Below are 13,081 nucleotides of genomic sequence, written 5' to 3'. Positions count from 1 at the left end.
GACAAAGCAATGAGCACTTCACCCCACCAACGCCTGGCACGCGGCGATTCCGTGCTGATGGTCAACCCCAACCACATCTCGCCCACGCTGTGCGAGAAGCTGGTGCGCTCGGGCGCCGATTCGGTCTTCATCGACTGCGAGCATGGGCTCGCGAGCTACGAGGACATCCACCACATGGCCAAGGCCGCGCGCTATGCCGGCGGCTTCGGCATCGTGCGGCCGCAGAACCAGGAACGCTCGACCATCACGCGCTGCCTCAATGCAGGCGCGGACGGCGTCATGGTGCCGCTGATCCACACGGCAGAGATCGCGCGGCAGGTGGTGCATACCTTTCGCTATGCCGTGCCGGACGACCATGCGAGCAAGCTGCTGGTCGGCATGGTCGAGTCGGTGGAAGCCGTGCGCAACCTCGACGAGATCCTGGCGGTCGAAGGCATCGACGTCTTCTTCGTCGGACCGGGCGACCTGTCTCAGTCGATGGGCTATTCGCCCGCGGTCGCGCCGGGCAAGCGTCGCGCGCAGCCGGTGCTGGACCTGGTCGACGAGACCTTGCAGCGCATCCGCGCGGCCGGCAAGGTGGCAGGCACGCTGGTCGTGCGGCACGACGTGGAGCACCTGGTGTCGATGGGTGCGCAGTTGCTCTACTACCATGCGGACCCGTTTGTGGCCGAAGGGGTGAGCGCGATGCGCCAGCTGTCCACGCCGGCGACGGCCGAAGCGCACTGACGTTCAGGCCGGCGCCTCGGGCGCGCGGATGCCGGCGAAGCGTCCCTCGGCGAAAAGCTCATCGACCTGCCTGCGAAGAATGGCCAGCACCGCGCTGGCCTGATCCGACATCGGCAGATGGTCGGTGACGCACAGCGAGATCGTGGCCTGCATCGCCGGCTCGACGATGCGGCGTACGACGGGCCCGTCCACGGCGGATGAGACGCCTGCAACTGCGGCGGGAAGGATCGTCGCGCCAAGTCCGACGTCGATCGCCTGGCGCAGCGTGGCCGCCGACTCGATCTCCGCTGTGATGCGCGGTGCGACGCCGATGCGTGCGAACTCATCGTCGATCATCCGGCGCAGGAAGTGCATACGGCTCGGCAGCAGCAGGTCGAACCCTGCGAGCGCACGCAACGGGATGGTCTGGTCATCGGACGGAGGCAATGCGGTGCCGGCTGGTGCCACGAAGAACAGCTCTTCCGTGAGCAGAGGCTGCAACTGCAATCCCTTGATCGGACTGCCGGCATAGATCACGGCCATGTCCATGCGCCCCGTCATCACCATCTCGCTGAGCACGAGCCCGAAGTTGTCGTTGATGAAGAGGTTGACGTTGGGGCATTCACGGCGCACCGCTTGCAGCAGCGGCGTGGAGAGGATCGAGGCAGTGCTGTAGGTGGCCAGGCCCACCGAGACCGGGCCGGCAATGAATCCCGCTTCGCCGGCGGCCATCAGTTCGCCTTCAGCCTGCTCCAGGTGGCTGAGGATCAACTGCGCATGCCGGTAGAGCGCGGTGCCCGGCCGCGTCGGTGTGACGCCGGCATTCGAGCGGCTCAGCAGCTTGTGCCGGAAGTGGTCTTCGAGGGAGGCAATGTGCTGGCTCAGGGCCGACTGCGCGAGGCCGAGTTGCTGCGCCGCGGCCGACAGGCTCCGGGCATCCACCGCGGTGACAAAGCTCTTCAAGGTCTTGAAATTCACCGTCATGGTCGCGTGATCGTAACCCCGGTTGACGCGTCAGGAGGGTGGCTTGATGCTTGCTTGGACAAGGCAATAGCAACCATGAGGCCCCCGTGAATCTCCGGCGCTTGAAGTATTTCGTGAAGATCGTCGACGTCGGCAGTTTGACCCAAGCCTCCGAGGTGCTCCATGTCGCGCAGCCGGCGTTGAGCCAGCAGATCGCCACGCTGGAGGGCGAGTTCAAGCAGCAACTGTTGCTGCGCACGCAGAAGGGTGTGGAGCCGACCGAGGCAGGCAAGGCGCTGTATCGACATGCGCAACTCATCCTGCGCCAGTTCGAGCAGGCGCAGGCCGACGTGCTGAACGCGGGGCGCGCGTTGTCAGGGCAAGTGTCGGTGGGACTTGCGCCCGGCACCGCGGCTTCGACGCTGGCGCTGCCGCTGCTGCAGACCGTGCATGGCCGCTATCCGCAGATCGTGCTGCACATCAACGAGAACCTCGGCACCACGCTGTGCGACGTGGTGCGCGAAGGCCGGATGGACATGGCCGTGCTGTATGGCGGCGGGCGTTTGATGCAGGGCCTTTGCTTCGACCACTTGCTGACGGAGAGCCTTTACGTCGTGGCGCCGCAGGGCGTATTGGGCGATGGCGATGAGGTCATGATCGAACGCCTGCGTCACGTCGACTTGCTGCTGCCACGCGCGACCAATGAACTGCGTCGACGGGTCGACCAGGCCTTCGCAGCGGTGAACGTGGTGCCGCGCGTGGTCGCGGAGATGGAGTCGTCCGACACGCTTGCAGCGGCAGTGGCGTCGGGCGTCGGGGCGACGATCCTGCCGTGCTCCGTGGCGCGCGGCGTGGCGTCCACGGCCTCGGGCGAGTTGCGCCGTATTGCGTCACCGACGATCGAGATGCCGCTGGCGCTGTGCTGCTCGGATCACCTGCCGTTGTCGGAGCCTGCGCAAGCGGTGAAGGCGATCCTGCTCGAATTGGCGAGCAAGCGGATGGTCCACCGGGCGGGGGCGGACGCGTAGGCCATTGCCGAGTGCTCAGTTCGGGCAGCGTGCCTCGAGGGCGTCGATGAAGCTGCGATCCCAGCGCCCCTCCGTCATCGCACGAATCGTCTCGGCCTCCGTTGCCAGGTGCGCGCGCGCCTTCTCGATCAGCCACTCCGCATCGTCGGGCGAGAAGGCCATCAGTCCGTCCATGTCTCCGACCACGATGTCACCGGGGTTCACCACCATGCCGCCCACGGCCACCGGCACATTGATCTCGCCCGGCCCGTCCTTGTAAGGCCCACGATGGTTCACGCCGCGCGCATACACCGGGAAGTCGCGCTCCGAGATCTCGGCCAGGTCACGGATGCAGCCGTCGAGCACCACGCCCACCGTGCCGATCTTCGCGGCGTAGAAAGACAGGATGCCGCCGATCATCGCGTTCGACATGTCGCCGCCGCCATCCAGCACCAGCACGTCGCCGGGCCGGCAGAACTCGAAGGCGCGCAGCATCGTCAGGTTGCAGCCGCCGCGCGACTTGACCGTGACAGCCGTGCCGGCCATGGTCTTCTTGCCGGCGCGGTGATAGGGGCGCAGGCCGACGCTGCCGATGTTGCGGTGCATGTTGTCGCTCAGCGCCGCCACGGGGATGTCGCGCAGGGCTTCGAGGATCTTCGGGTCGGCCTGCGGGGCCGAGGGGTTCTTGCGGATGGCTTTGAATTGCACGGTGTGTCCTTGGTGTTGTTGTGTGGTTGTTCAGTGCAGCTCGGCGACGGCGCCGGCGATGCGCTTGCAGCCTTCGTCGAGGTTCTCGATGGACGTGGCGATCGACAGCCGGAAGTAGGGCGAGAGGCCGTAGGCCGTGCCCGCGACCGTGGCGACGCCGGCGTTCTCCAGCAGGTACATCACCACGTCGCCGTCCTGCGCCAGCGGCTTGCCGGCGGGCGTCTTCTTGCCGATCAGGTCGCTGCAATTGATGTAGAGGTAGAAGGCGCCCGGTGGCGTCGCGCAGCTCAGGCCCGGGATGGCGTTGATGTTGGCCAGCGTGCGGTCGCGGCGCTGCTTGTAGACCGCCACGCTCTCCGCAACAAAGCTCTGGTCGCCATTGAGCGCCATCGTGGCGGCGGCCTGGCTGACCGAGCAACAGTTGCCGGAGGTCTGCGACAGGAGCGTGTCCATCGCGGTGACCAGGTCGGCAGGACCGGCCGCGAAGCCGATGCGCCAGCCGGTCATGGCATAGGTCTTGGAGACGCCGTTCACCACCAGCGTGCGGTCGCGCAGCGCCGGCTCCACGGCCAGGATGTGCGCGGTGGCCTCGCCGTCGAAGCGGATGTGCTCGTAGATGTCGTCGGTCATCACCATCACGTGGGGGTGCTTCAGCAGCACGTCGGCCAGCGCGCGGTATTCGGCGGCGGTGTAGCTCGCCCCGGTCGGGTTGCTCGGCGAGTTGATCAGCAGCCAGCGCGTGCGTGGCGTGATGGCGGCTTCGAGCTGTGTGGCGGTGAGCTTGAAGCCGTTGGCCTCGGGGCAGGCGACGATGACGGGCTGGCCTTCGCAGGCGATCACCATGTCGGGGTAGGAGACCCAGTAGGGCGCCGGGATGATGACCTCGTCGCCCGGCTCCACCGTGACGGCGAAGGCGTTGTAGATCGCGCTCTTGGCGCCGCTGGTCACGATGATCTCGTTCATCGCATAGTCCAGTCCGTTCTCGCGCTTGAGCTTGGCGACGATGGCCTGGCGCAGTTCCACCGTCCCGGACATCAGCGTGTAGCGCGTGGCGCCCTTGTCCATGGCCTCGGTGGCGGCGCGGCGGATGTGGGCGGGCGTGTCGAAGTCCGGCTCGCCGACCACCAGGTTGACGATGGACTTGCCCTGCCGGCGCAGTTCGTTGGCGCGGTCGGCGGCGGAGGTGCTTGGCGAGGGCTTGATGCGGCGGACGCGCGACGAAATGCGGGAGGGGGTGTTCACGGAACTTCCTTGGAGTGGGCGGTGCATGGGACGTAACGGTACGCAGATCGCCGCTGCAAGGCCAAGACGAGATCGGTCTGTATCGATAGGCGCTGCTTATGACTGCGCTGATCCGGCCCCGATTGCGCCGCGGTTTGCGGAACGCGTGAAGCGGCCAAGGGTGCCTTGGGTGTCGTCCGATGGTCACACCGCCTGCCCGGTGCTAGGCTCGGCTTTTGCGTAGGACCCGGTGTGAACCTGCGACGCCTCAAATACTTCGTGAAGATCGTGGACATCGGCAGCCTGACGCAGGCAGCCGAGGTTCTTTTCATTGCCCAGCCCGCCCTGAGCCAGCAGCTTGCGACGCTCGAAGGCGAGGTGCGGCAACAGTTGCTCGTGCGCACCAAGCGCGGCGTGACGCCGACGGAAGCCGGCAAGGTGCTCTACCGCCATGCGCAGATCATCCTGCGGCAATGCGAGCAGGCGCGGGTCGACATGGAGGCGGCGGGGGAGGGCCTGTCGGGGCAGGTGTCGGTCGGGCTGGCGCCGGGCACGGCCGCCTCGGCCTTGTCGCTGCCGCTGCTGCGCACCGTGCGCGCGCGCCATCCCGGCATCCTGCTGTACCTCAACGAGAACTACGGCACCACGCTCAGCGAGCTCATCATGAACGGCCGCATGGACCTGGCCGTGCTGTACGGCGACAAGGCCATCCACGGCCTGACCTTCCAGCCGCTGCTGAAGGAGCCGCTGTTCCTGGTCGGCCCGGCCTCCACGCCGCCGCCGGCGCAGCCCGTCAAGCTGGCCGATTTGCGCGATATGGAGCTGATGCTGCCGCGCCCCTACAACGTGGTGCGCAAGCTGGTCGATGCGGCCTTCGTGCGCGCGGGCATGGTGCCGCATGTGGTGGCCGAGATCGAATCGGCCTTCACGCTGACGGCCGCCATTGCCGACGGGCTGGGCGCCAGCATCCTGCCGGCCTCGATGGCGCGCGAGGTGGTGGCCGCCTGCGGCGCCTGGCAGTTCCAGATCGTCGAGCCGGTGATCGAGGCGCCGCTGGCGCTGTGCCTGTCGGACCATTTGCCGCTGTCGGAGCCGGCGCAGGCGGTGAGGGACATCGTGCTGGAACTCGTCGTGGAACTGGCTGGCACGGTGGCGTCGACGCCCACGCCCGAGCTGACCGCCTTGTCCTGAGCGGCTTGTCATAAGCCCCCCTTATCCCGGCACAGCCAATCCGTCTTTGGCAGGAAGGCCGCCGGCCGTTACCTTTCATGCATGCCGTCACGCGTCCGCTGGATGCGTCGGTCCAACAGGATGCGCCATCCAGCGCACGATGCATGAAGCAGGAACAGATCAAGACGCTCATCGACGCGCTGGCAGGCTCCGACCTGTCGGAGCTGGAATTCAGCGAGAACGGCAGCACGCTGCGGCTGGTGAAGAAATCGGCGTTGGGCAATGCAAGGCCGCACGGTGTTGCGACTCCCGCTCGCGCCACCGGTGAACGCACCGCCGCAAAGGTTGCCAAGGCGCCTGCCGCGGTTGCTGACGAATGCTTGGCGCCGCTCTTCGGCGTGGTGCATCTGCAATCGACCCCCGGCGAACCACCCTTCGTGCAGGCCGGCCAGGCGGTGAAGGCCGGCCAGCCGCTCTGCGTCATCGAGGCCATGAAGGTGTTCAACGAAGTGCGTGCCGAGCGCGATGCGACGGTGCTCGAAGTGCTGGTCAAGTCCGGCCAGGAAGTCGAGGCCGGCCAGCCGATGTTCCGCTTCTCGACGGAAGGATGACACGCATGTTCGACACCGTCCTCATCGCCAACCGCGGGGAAATTGCGCTCCGCATCCAGCGCGCCTGCCGCGGCCTCGGCCTCAAGACCGTGGTCGTGCATTCCGAGGCCGACCGCGACGCCAGCTATGTCGCGCAGGCGGACCAGGCGCTGTGCATCGGGCCGGCGGCGCCGGGGCAGAGCTACCTGAACCAGTCCGCGGTCCTGTTCGCTGCCGAGGTCAGTGGGGCGCAGGCCATTCATCCGGGCTACGGCTTCCTGTCCGAGAACGCGGGCTTCGTGGAGAAGGTCGAGCGCGCCGGGCTGACCTTCATCGGCCCGAGTGCCGCCTGCATCCGCACGATGGGTGACAAGGTCGCGGCCAAGAATGCGATGCGGCGCGCTGGCGTGCCCTGCGTGCCCGGGCCGGACGAAAGCCTACCGGACGATCCGGCGCAGGTGCTCGCGTTGGCGCGCGACATCGGCTATCCGGTCATCGTCAAGGCGGCGGGCGGCGGCGGCGGGCGCGGCATGCGCGTGGTGCACGAGGAAGCCGCCTTGCTCGACGCAATGGCCTTGACTCGTGAGGAAGCGCGGCGTGCCTTCGGCAACCCCGAGGTCTACATCGAGAAGTTCCTGCTGCACCCGCGCCATGTCGAGATCCAGGTGCTGGCCGACAGCCACGGCAATGCGGTGTGGCTCGGCAGCCGCGACTGCTCGCTGCAGCGCCGCCACCAGAAGGTGATCGAGGAAGCGCCCGCGCCGGGAATCGACGAGGCGCTGGTGGCCGAGGTCGGCGAGCGTTGCGCTGCGGCGTGTCGCCAAATCGGCTACTGCGGCGTCGGCACCTTCGAGTTCCTCTACGAGCGCGGTGCCTTCTTCTTCATCGAGATGAACACGCGGCTCCAGGTCGAGCATCCGGTCACCGAGATGACGGCCGGCATCGACATCGTGCAACAGCAGATCCGCGTGGCCCGCGGCGAGCGCCTGTCCTTCACGCAGGCCGACGTGCAATGCCAAGGCCACGCGATCGAATGCCGCATCAACGCCGAAGACCCCCGGACCTTCGCACCCTCGCCGGGGCGCATTACCGGCTGGCAGGTGCCCGGCGGCTTCGGCGTGCGGGTCGACTCGCATGCCAACGCGGGCTATCGCGTACCGCCCTACTACGACTCGATGATTGCCAAGCTAATCGTGCATGGCAGCACGCGCGACGATGCGCTGGACCGCATGCGCCTGGCGCTGGCGGAGATGCGCGTCGAGGGCATCTCGACCAACGTGCCGCTGCACCGCGACGTGCTGCAGGACGAAGGCTTTGCCAGCGGCGGCGTGGACATTCATCATCTGGAGCGTTGGCTTCAACAGAGGGCAGCCCAATGAGCACGACGACGACCCCGCGTGCGGCGCGCAAGACGAGCGCGAAATCCGCGGCGCCCAAGCCCGCCGCCTCCATCAGCCTGCTCGGTACGACCGCGTTGCTGTTCGAGGCCCCCGGCGAACTCGAACTCGCCTCGCAGAAGCGCATCTGGGCGCTGGCCCGCGAGACGCAGGCCTGGCCCGAGATCCGCGAATCGGTCCCCGGCATGAACAACCTCATGCTGACCTTCGTGCGCCCGCCGCGCAGCACCAGCGCGCTCGAGGAACTCGAAGCACGGCTCCAGAAGGCATGGGATGCGGCCATCGAACTGCCCATCGAAGGCCGGCTCATCGAACTCCCCGTGGTCTACGGCGGCGAGGGCGGCCCGCACATGGCGGACGTGATCGCGCACACGGGCCTCAGCGCCGAGGAAATCGTCGAACTGCACAGCGCACCGACCTATCCCGTCTACGCACTCGGCAGCCACCCCGGCTACTGCTACCTCGGCGGCATGGACCCGCGCATCGCCACGCCGCGCCGCAAGGTGCCGGTGCTGAGCATTCCCGGCGGCGCCGTGTCGATCGGCGGCGCGCAGACCGGCGTGTCGGCATCGGCCGGGCCGAGCGGCTGGAACACCATCGGAAGCACCTCCATGTCCTTCTTCGACCCCACGCAAGACCCGCCCGCGCTGCTGCAGCCCGGCGACATGATCCGCTTCCGCGTCGAGAGGATCGTCAAATGATCGAAGTGCTTTCTTCCGCCGCCCTCGCCACCGTGCAGGACCTCGGCCGCGCCGGCAGCCTGCGCTGGGGCGTGGGTACATCGGGCGCCATGGACAACCTGGCGCTGGCCGCCGGCAACCTGATGCTTGGCAACGACGTCAATGCGGCCGGTGTCGAGGTGCCGGTGTTTCCGTTCAAGGTGCGCTTCGATGAGGACTGCGCGTTTGCGTTGACCGGCACCGATTGCGCGGCGCGGCTCGACGACCAGCCGTTGATGCCATGGTGGAGCCACCAGGCGCGCGCCGGCCAGGTGCTGACGCTGGGCCTGCCAAAGGCCGGTCCGCATCGCGGCAGCCGTGCCGTGCTGTGCGTCGCGGGCGGTGTCGATGTGCCCGAGGTGCTGGGCTCGCGCAGCACGCAGATGCGCGGAGCGTTCGGCGGCCATGAAGGCCGGGCACTCAAGCGCGGCGACGCGCTGCGTGCGGCCGGGGCAGGGACCGAATGCAAGACCGGCTTCGGCCTGGTGCCACCTTCGCTGGCGCTGCCGCTCTACAGGGACGAGGTGCTCGCCGTGCGCGTGCTGCCCTCGGCCGAATACGCCGCCTTCGAGGAAAGTTCGCGCGCCGAATTCTGGGCTGGCGAATGGAAGATCACCGCGCAGAGCGACCGCTATGGCTACCGCCTCGAAGGCGAGGCACTTCGGCCGATTGCGCCCATGGAAATGCGTTCGCATGGCATCGTGCCCGGCGTGATCCAGGTGCCCCACAGCGGCCAGCCCATCATCCAGATGCGCGACGCGCAGCCTTCGGGCGGCTATCCCAAATTCGGCACGGTCATCGAGGCCGACCTTTGGCGGCTGGGCCAGGCGCCCATGGGCAGCCGCATCCGCTTCATCGAGGTCGACTGGGACCAGGCCGTCGCGGCGCTGGACGAGGTCGAGGCCTGGCTTGACAAGGTGAAGCGCGTCGTCGACCTGCATCGCAGTTCGCCAAGGGTGAATTGACATGCCGCGCACCGAACAACTCCAGCAATTGATCCAGTGGCTGGCCGGCACGGACATCGGCCTGCTGGACCTGCGCACGCCGGAAGGCTCGATCCGTCTCGAACGAAACGGCGCCTCGGAAGAGATCCTCGAACTGGACACCGACGAAGACGCAGCACCGCCGAACGACGCCACGCCCGTCGCAGCGTCTTCACTGGGCATCTTCCTGCACACCCACCCCATGCAGGCGACCGCATTGACCAACGTCGGCGACCAAGTCTCCGCAGGACAGCCCCTCGGCCTCTTGCAGATCGGCCCGTTGCTGCAATCGGTCGATGCGCCGCTGGCCGGCGTCATCACCCAGTTGCACGTCGACAGCGGCCGACCCGTCGGCTATGGCGAACCACTGCTCGACCTCCAACCCCTCGAATGAACCCAAGGACCAAGACATGGACATCGACCTGAACGCCGACCTCGGCGAGGGCTTCGGCCCCTGGCACATGGGCGAGGACGAGGCGCTGCTCGACATCGTCTCCTCGGCCAACGTGGCCTGCGGCTTCCACGCCGGCGACCCGGTCATCATGGACCGTACCGTCCGCATGGCGCAGTCGCGCGGCGTCGATGTCGGCGCACATGTCGGCTTCCCGGACCTGCTCGGCTTCGGCCGGCGCCAGATGCAGATCGACCCGGTCGAACTCGCCACCTACGTCACCTACCAGCTCGGCGCACTCGCCGGCATGGCACGTTCCGCCGGCCACCGCATGACGCACATGAGCTTCCACGGCGCCCTCGGCAACATGGCCGCGGCCGATGCGCAACTGGCCGCGCCGCTGGTGCGCGCCGTCGCCGCCTTCGACCCGGATCTCATCATCAGTTCGTCCGCCAGCCGCGCCATCGAAGACGCAGCAGCCGCTTGCGGCCTTCGCGTCGCCACCACCTTCCTCGCCGACCGCGCCTGCGACGACGACGGCCTGCTGGTGCCGCGCAAGCTGCCCGACTCGGTCATCCACGACAAGGAGGCCGTGCTGGCACGCGTGAAGCAACTGCTCGACGACGGCACCGTCACCACCTACAGCGGCAAGAAGATCCCGATGAAGGTCCATTCGATCCTCTTGCACGGCGACACGCCCGGCGCCGTGACGCTCGCGCGCACGGTGCGTGAAGTGGTCGAGTCGGCAGGGCGCGTCGTGCCTATTTCGCGCCAACAGGTCCAGTGATGAATCCGTCCTGGCCAGCCCTCCAATGGTGCGCTGCAGCAGTGCGCGTGCACGCCTTCAGGGCGACATAAGGACCCCTTATCTCTCCACAGACATTCCGTCTTGGCGCCAAAGCACCGCCCTCGACACAATGAAACCACTCCTCCACGAAAGACCCGAAGATGCCGTTTTCTGACTACAAGACCGCCCTCGTCACAGGCGCCTCCTCGGGCATCGGTGCCGCCGTGGTCGAGCGCCTCAGCAAGGAGGGACTGAAGGTCCACGCGGTGGCGCGCAGTGCCGGCAAGCTGGACGAACTGGCAGCGCGCACCGGTTGCATTCCCCACGCCTTCGACGTGAGTGACCTCGAGGCCATGACGAAACTGGCAAGCGAAGTCCCATTCGACGTGCTGGTCAACAACGCGGGTGTCGACCGCCCCGGCTCCATCCTCAAGGCCGACGCCGAAGGCATCGACTTGCTGGTCGACGTCAACCTGCGTGCCGTGCTGCACCTGTGCCGCTTGGTCGTGCCGGGCATGGTGGCGCGCGACCGCGGCCACGTGGTCAACATCAGCTCGATCGCCGCGGCCTACAACTTCGGCGGCAACAGCACCTACCACGCAACCAAGGCCGCCGTCAGCATGCTGTCGCGCCAGTTGCGCATCGACGTCTTCGGCAAGCGTGTGCGCGTCACCGAGATCTGCCCGGGCCGCGTCGCCACCGATATCTTTGCCCACGTGCATGGCGACTCCGAGGAAACCTACAAGCGCTTCGTCGAAGGCTTCGAGCTGCCCAAGGCCGAGGACATCGCGAACGCCATCGCCTTCGCCATTGCCGCGCCGATCGCGGTGAACGTGGGCCACATGGAAATCACGCCCACGCTGCAAGTGCCCGGCGGCCTTTCCACCACCCGGCCCGAAGCGGCGCAGGCCTGATCCAGCAACCGCCGCAACGCACCCCAAACACACAACGACAAGGACCGGCGCATGAAAGACTTCGACCTTCTCGCGGTGCTGTTGAAACCGGAGTTCGGCGCGATGCTGCTGCACGGCATCGTCATGACGCTGAAGATCGCGGCGGGCTCATGGCTCCTGGCCATGGCCATCGCCATCGTGCTGCTGGTAGTGCGCCTCAGCACCAACCGCATCGCCGAGCGCGCGGTCGCGGCCTATGTCTCCTACCACCGCAACGTGCCGACGCTGGTGCAACTGATGCTCTGGTACTTCGGCATCTTCAGCCTGTTGCCGGACCCGGTGCAGGAATGGCTGTCGAATCACAACGCCGAGCTGCTGATCTCCATCATCGCGCTGGGCCTCTGCCAAGCGGCGTACTTCAGCGAGGACATGCGCTCCGGCCTGCGCGCCATCCCGGCCGGGCAGGCAGAAGCGGCACGTGCCCTGGGCCACGGCTACATCGGCTCGATGCGCCACGTGATGCTGCCGCAAGCCATCCGCAATGCGATCCCGGCACTCATCAACCACAGCGTGTCGCTCTTCAAGAACAGCAGTTTGGCCATGGCCATCGGCGTCGCCGAACTCACCCATGCGGTCAAGGAGATCGAGAGCCAGAGCTTCCGGGCCTTCGAGGCCTACAGCATCGCGACCGTGCTGTATCTCTTGTTTTCGCTGGTCATCATGGCCATCGGCGCGGGTGTGTCGCGTCGCTATCGCGTTGCCGGCGCAAGGTAAGAAGCCATGTACAGCATCTACGAAATCCTGCGCGACAACTGGCTGCTGCTGCTCATCGGGCAGTACCCCAACGGCCCAATGGGCGGCATCGTGGCGACGCTGATGCTCTCGGTGCTTGGCATCACGCTGGCGTTCCCTCTTTCGGTTCTGCTGGCGCTGGCCCGGCTCTCGCCCTGGAAGCTGTTGAGCTGGCCGGCTGCCGTGCTGGTCTACGTGGTGCGCGGCGTGCCGCTGCTGATGGTGATCCTCTGGGTCTACTTCCTGGTGCCGCTGCTGATCGGCCGCGAAGTGTCCGGCTTCACCACGATGCTTTGCACGCTGGTCATCTACGAAGGCGCGTACCTCTCGGAAGTTGTGCGCGCCGGCATCCAGTCCTTGCCCAAGGGCCAGTCCGAAGCGGCCCGTGCGCTCGGCCACAGCCACCTCGGAACCATGTTCTACGTGATCCTGCCGCAGGCGCTCTACAACATGCTGCCGAGCATGCTGAGCCAGTTCATCTCCACGATCAAGGAGACCACGCTGGGCTACGTGATCAACGTGCAGGAACTGACCTTCGCCGCCAACCAGATCAACAACCAGCTGCTGACCAAGCCCTTCCAGGTCTTCTTCATCCTGGCCATGACCTTCTACGTCGTCTGCTTCAGCCTCACGCAACTCGCGCAGTGGGTGGAGCGGCGCATCGCACACAAGCGGCTCGGTGCCGCGCCGGTCAAGACGCTCGACGAAGACGTCACGCCGATGCCGCCGCCCGTGGCAACCCTTCCCTGAGATCG

At 66.9% G+C, this 13,081-nt stretch carries 15 protein-coding genes; 12 read left to right on the top strand and 3 right to left on the bottom strand.

The features are described from left to right. The first annotated feature begins 9 nt into the window (after positions 1–9). Complete coding sequence (locus WKW82_RS05190; RefSeq protein WP_340341180.1) at positions 10–726, top strand: HpcH/HpaI aldolase family protein; 717 nt, start codon at positions 10–12, stop codon at positions 724–726. A gap of 3 nt (positions 727–729) precedes the next feature. On the opposite strand, the gene WKW82_RS05185 is transcribed toward WKW82_RS05190, so the two are convergent. Beyond that, entirely contained in the window at positions 730–1,689 is a 960-nt protein-coding gene (locus WKW82_RS05185; protein ID WP_340341179.1) for a LysR substrate-binding domain-containing protein, read from the bottom strand. 86 nt (positions 1,690–1,775) lie between these two features. Between WKW82_RS05185 and nac (WKW82_RS05180) the strand changes: the two genes are divergently transcribed. Continuing rightward, the gene (gene nac, locus WKW82_RS05180) at positions 1,776–2,696 is read left to right on the top strand and encodes a nitrogen assimilation transcriptional regulator NAC (protein WP_340341178.1); all 921 of its coding nucleotides are present in this window, start codon (positions 1,776–1,778) and stop codon (positions 2,694–2,696) included. A 15-nt stretch (positions 2,697–2,711) separates the two neighbouring features. Here nac (WKW82_RS05180) and WKW82_RS05175 read toward each other — a convergent pair whose 3' ends face one another. Both WKW82_RS05175 and WKW82_RS05170 read right to left on the bottom strand, forming a co-directional pair. Then, positions 2,712–3,383 (bottom strand): RraA family protein, encoded by a 672-nt coding sequence (locus tag WKW82_RS05175; RefSeq protein ID WP_340341177.1) that lies wholly within the window; start codon positions 3,381–3,383, stop codon positions 2,712–2,714. Positions 3,384–3,413: 30 nt separating this feature from the next. Next, positions 3,414–4,652, bottom strand: a complete 1,239-nt coding sequence (locus WKW82_RS05170; protein ID WP_340341176.1) for an aspartate transaminase — start codon at positions 4,650–4,652, stop codon at positions 3,414–3,416. Between the two features lie 204 nt (positions 4,653–4,856). On the opposite strand from WKW82_RS05170, the gene nac (WKW82_RS05165) reads away from it, so the two are divergent. The 10 genes from nac (WKW82_RS05165) (at position 4,857) to WKW82_RS05120 (ending at position 13,076) form a co-directional block, all read left to right on the top strand. Next, positions 4,857–5,795, top strand: coding sequence for a nitrogen assimilation transcriptional regulator NAC (gene nac, locus WKW82_RS05165; RefSeq protein ID WP_340341175.1), 939 nt, complete (start codon positions 4,857–4,859; stop codon positions 5,793–5,795). 143 nt (positions 5,796–5,938) lie between these two features. After that, complete coding sequence (locus WKW82_RS05160) at positions 5,939–6,385, top strand: acetyl-CoA carboxylase biotin carboxyl carrier protein (RefSeq protein WP_340341174.1); 447 nt, start codon at positions 5,939–5,941, stop codon at positions 6,383–6,385. Between the two features lie 5 nt (positions 6,386–6,390). After that, positions 6,391–7,743, top strand: coding sequence for an acetyl-CoA carboxylase biotin carboxylase subunit (gene accC / locus WKW82_RS05155; RefSeq protein WP_340341173.1), 1,353 nt, complete (start codon positions 6,391–6,393; stop codon positions 7,741–7,743). Beyond that, complete coding sequence (gene pxpB, locus WKW82_RS05150) at positions 7,740–8,462, top strand: 5-oxoprolinase subunit PxpB (RefSeq protein ID WP_340341172.1); 723 nt, start codon at positions 7,740–7,742, stop codon at positions 8,460–8,462. Before accC ends, pxpB begins: the two co-directional genes overlap by 4 nt. Next, complete coding sequence (locus tag WKW82_RS05145; RefSeq protein ID WP_340341171.1) at positions 8,459–9,445, top strand: 5-oxoprolinase subunit C family protein; 987 nt, start codon at positions 8,459–8,461, stop codon at positions 9,443–9,445. The genes pxpB and WKW82_RS05145 overlap by 4 nt, the downstream gene beginning before the upstream one ends. A gap of 1 nt (position 9,446) precedes the next feature. After that, entirely contained in the window at positions 9,447–9,857 is a 411-nt protein-coding gene (locus WKW82_RS05140) for an acetyl-CoA carboxylase biotin carboxyl carrier protein (protein WP_340341170.1), read from the top strand. A gap of 16 nt (positions 9,858–9,873) precedes the next feature. Continuing rightward, positions 9,874–10,641 carry a LamB/YcsF family protein gene (locus WKW82_RS05135; RefSeq protein WP_340341169.1) on the top strand — a complete coding sequence of 256 codons (768 nt, stop codon included), beginning with the start codon at positions 9,874–9,876 and terminating at the stop codon, positions 10,639–10,641. A 161-nt stretch (positions 10,642–10,802) separates the two neighbouring features. Continuing rightward, entirely contained in the window at positions 10,803–11,555 is a 753-nt protein-coding gene (locus tag WKW82_RS05130) for an SDR family oxidoreductase (RefSeq protein ID WP_340341168.1), read from the top strand. A gap of 51 nt (positions 11,556–11,606) precedes the next feature. Beyond that, positions 11,607–12,308, top strand: a complete 702-nt coding sequence (locus WKW82_RS05125) for an amino acid ABC transporter permease (RefSeq protein ID WP_340341167.1) — start codon at positions 11,607–11,609, stop codon at positions 12,306–12,308. Positions 12,309–12,314: 6 nt separating this feature from the next. Then, positions 12,315–13,076 carry an amino acid ABC transporter permease gene (locus tag WKW82_RS05120; protein WP_340341166.1) on the top strand — a complete coding sequence of 254 codons (762 nt, stop codon included), beginning with the start codon at positions 12,315–12,317 and terminating at the stop codon, positions 13,074–13,076. The last annotated feature ends 5 nt before the right edge of the window (positions 13,077–13,081 follow it).

This window comes from Variovorax rhizosphaerae (genome assembly GCF_037889975.1).
In the GTDB taxonomy this organism is placed as follows: domain Bacteria; phylum Pseudomonadota; class Gammaproteobacteria; order Burkholderiales; family Burkholderiaceae_C; genus Variovorax; species Variovorax rhizosphaerae.
Note: the sequence above shows the minus strand (reverse complement) of the source record. Positions and strands in the feature narration are given on the sequence as shown.

Excerpts from the sequence above, each read along its gene's own strand:
- WKW82_RS05190 (WP_340341180.1), top strand. The coding sequence starts at position 10 with ATGAGCACTTCACCCCACCAACGCCTGGCACGCGGCGATTCCGTGCTG.
- WKW82_RS05185 (WP_340341179.1), bottom strand. The coding sequence starts at position 1,689 with ATGACGGTGAATTTCAAGACCTTGAAGAGCTTTGTCACCGCGGTGGAT.
- WKW82_RS05170 (WP_340341176.1), bottom strand. The coding sequence starts at position 4,652 with ATGCACCGCCCACTCCAAGGAAGTTCCGTGAACACCCCCTCCCGCATT.
- WKW82_RS05160 (WP_340341174.1), top strand. The coding sequence starts at position 5,939 with ATGAAGCAGGAACAGATCAAGACGCTCATCGACGCGCTGGCAGGCTCC.
- accC (WP_340341173.1), top strand. The coding sequence starts at position 6,391 with ATGTTCGACACCGTCCTCATCGCCAACCGCGGGGAAATTGCGCTCCGC.
- pxpB (WP_340341172.1), top strand. The coding sequence starts at position 7,740 with ATGAGCACGACGACGACCCCGCGTGCGGCGCGCAAGACGAGCGCGAAA.
- WKW82_RS05145 (WP_340341171.1), top strand. The coding sequence starts at position 8,459 with ATGATCGAAGTGCTTTCTTCCGCCGCCCTCGCCACCGTGCAGGACCTC.
- WKW82_RS05140 (WP_340341170.1), top strand. The coding sequence starts at position 9,447 with ATGCCGCGCACCGAACAACTCCAGCAATTGATCCAGTGGCTGGCCGGC.
- WKW82_RS05135 (WP_340341169.1), top strand. The coding sequence starts at position 9,874 with ATGGACATCGACCTGAACGCCGACCTCGGCGAGGGCTTCGGCCCCTGG.
- WKW82_RS05130 (WP_340341168.1), top strand. The coding sequence starts at position 10,803 with ATGCCGTTTTCTGACTACAAGACCGCCCTCGTCACAGGCGCCTCCTCG.
- WKW82_RS05125 (WP_340341167.1), top strand. The coding sequence starts at position 11,607 with ATGAAAGACTTCGACCTTCTCGCGGTGCTGTTGAAACCGGAGTTCGGC.
- WKW82_RS05120 (WP_340341166.1), top strand. The coding sequence starts at position 12,315 with ATGTACAGCATCTACGAAATCCTGCGCGACAACTGGCTGCTGCTGCTC.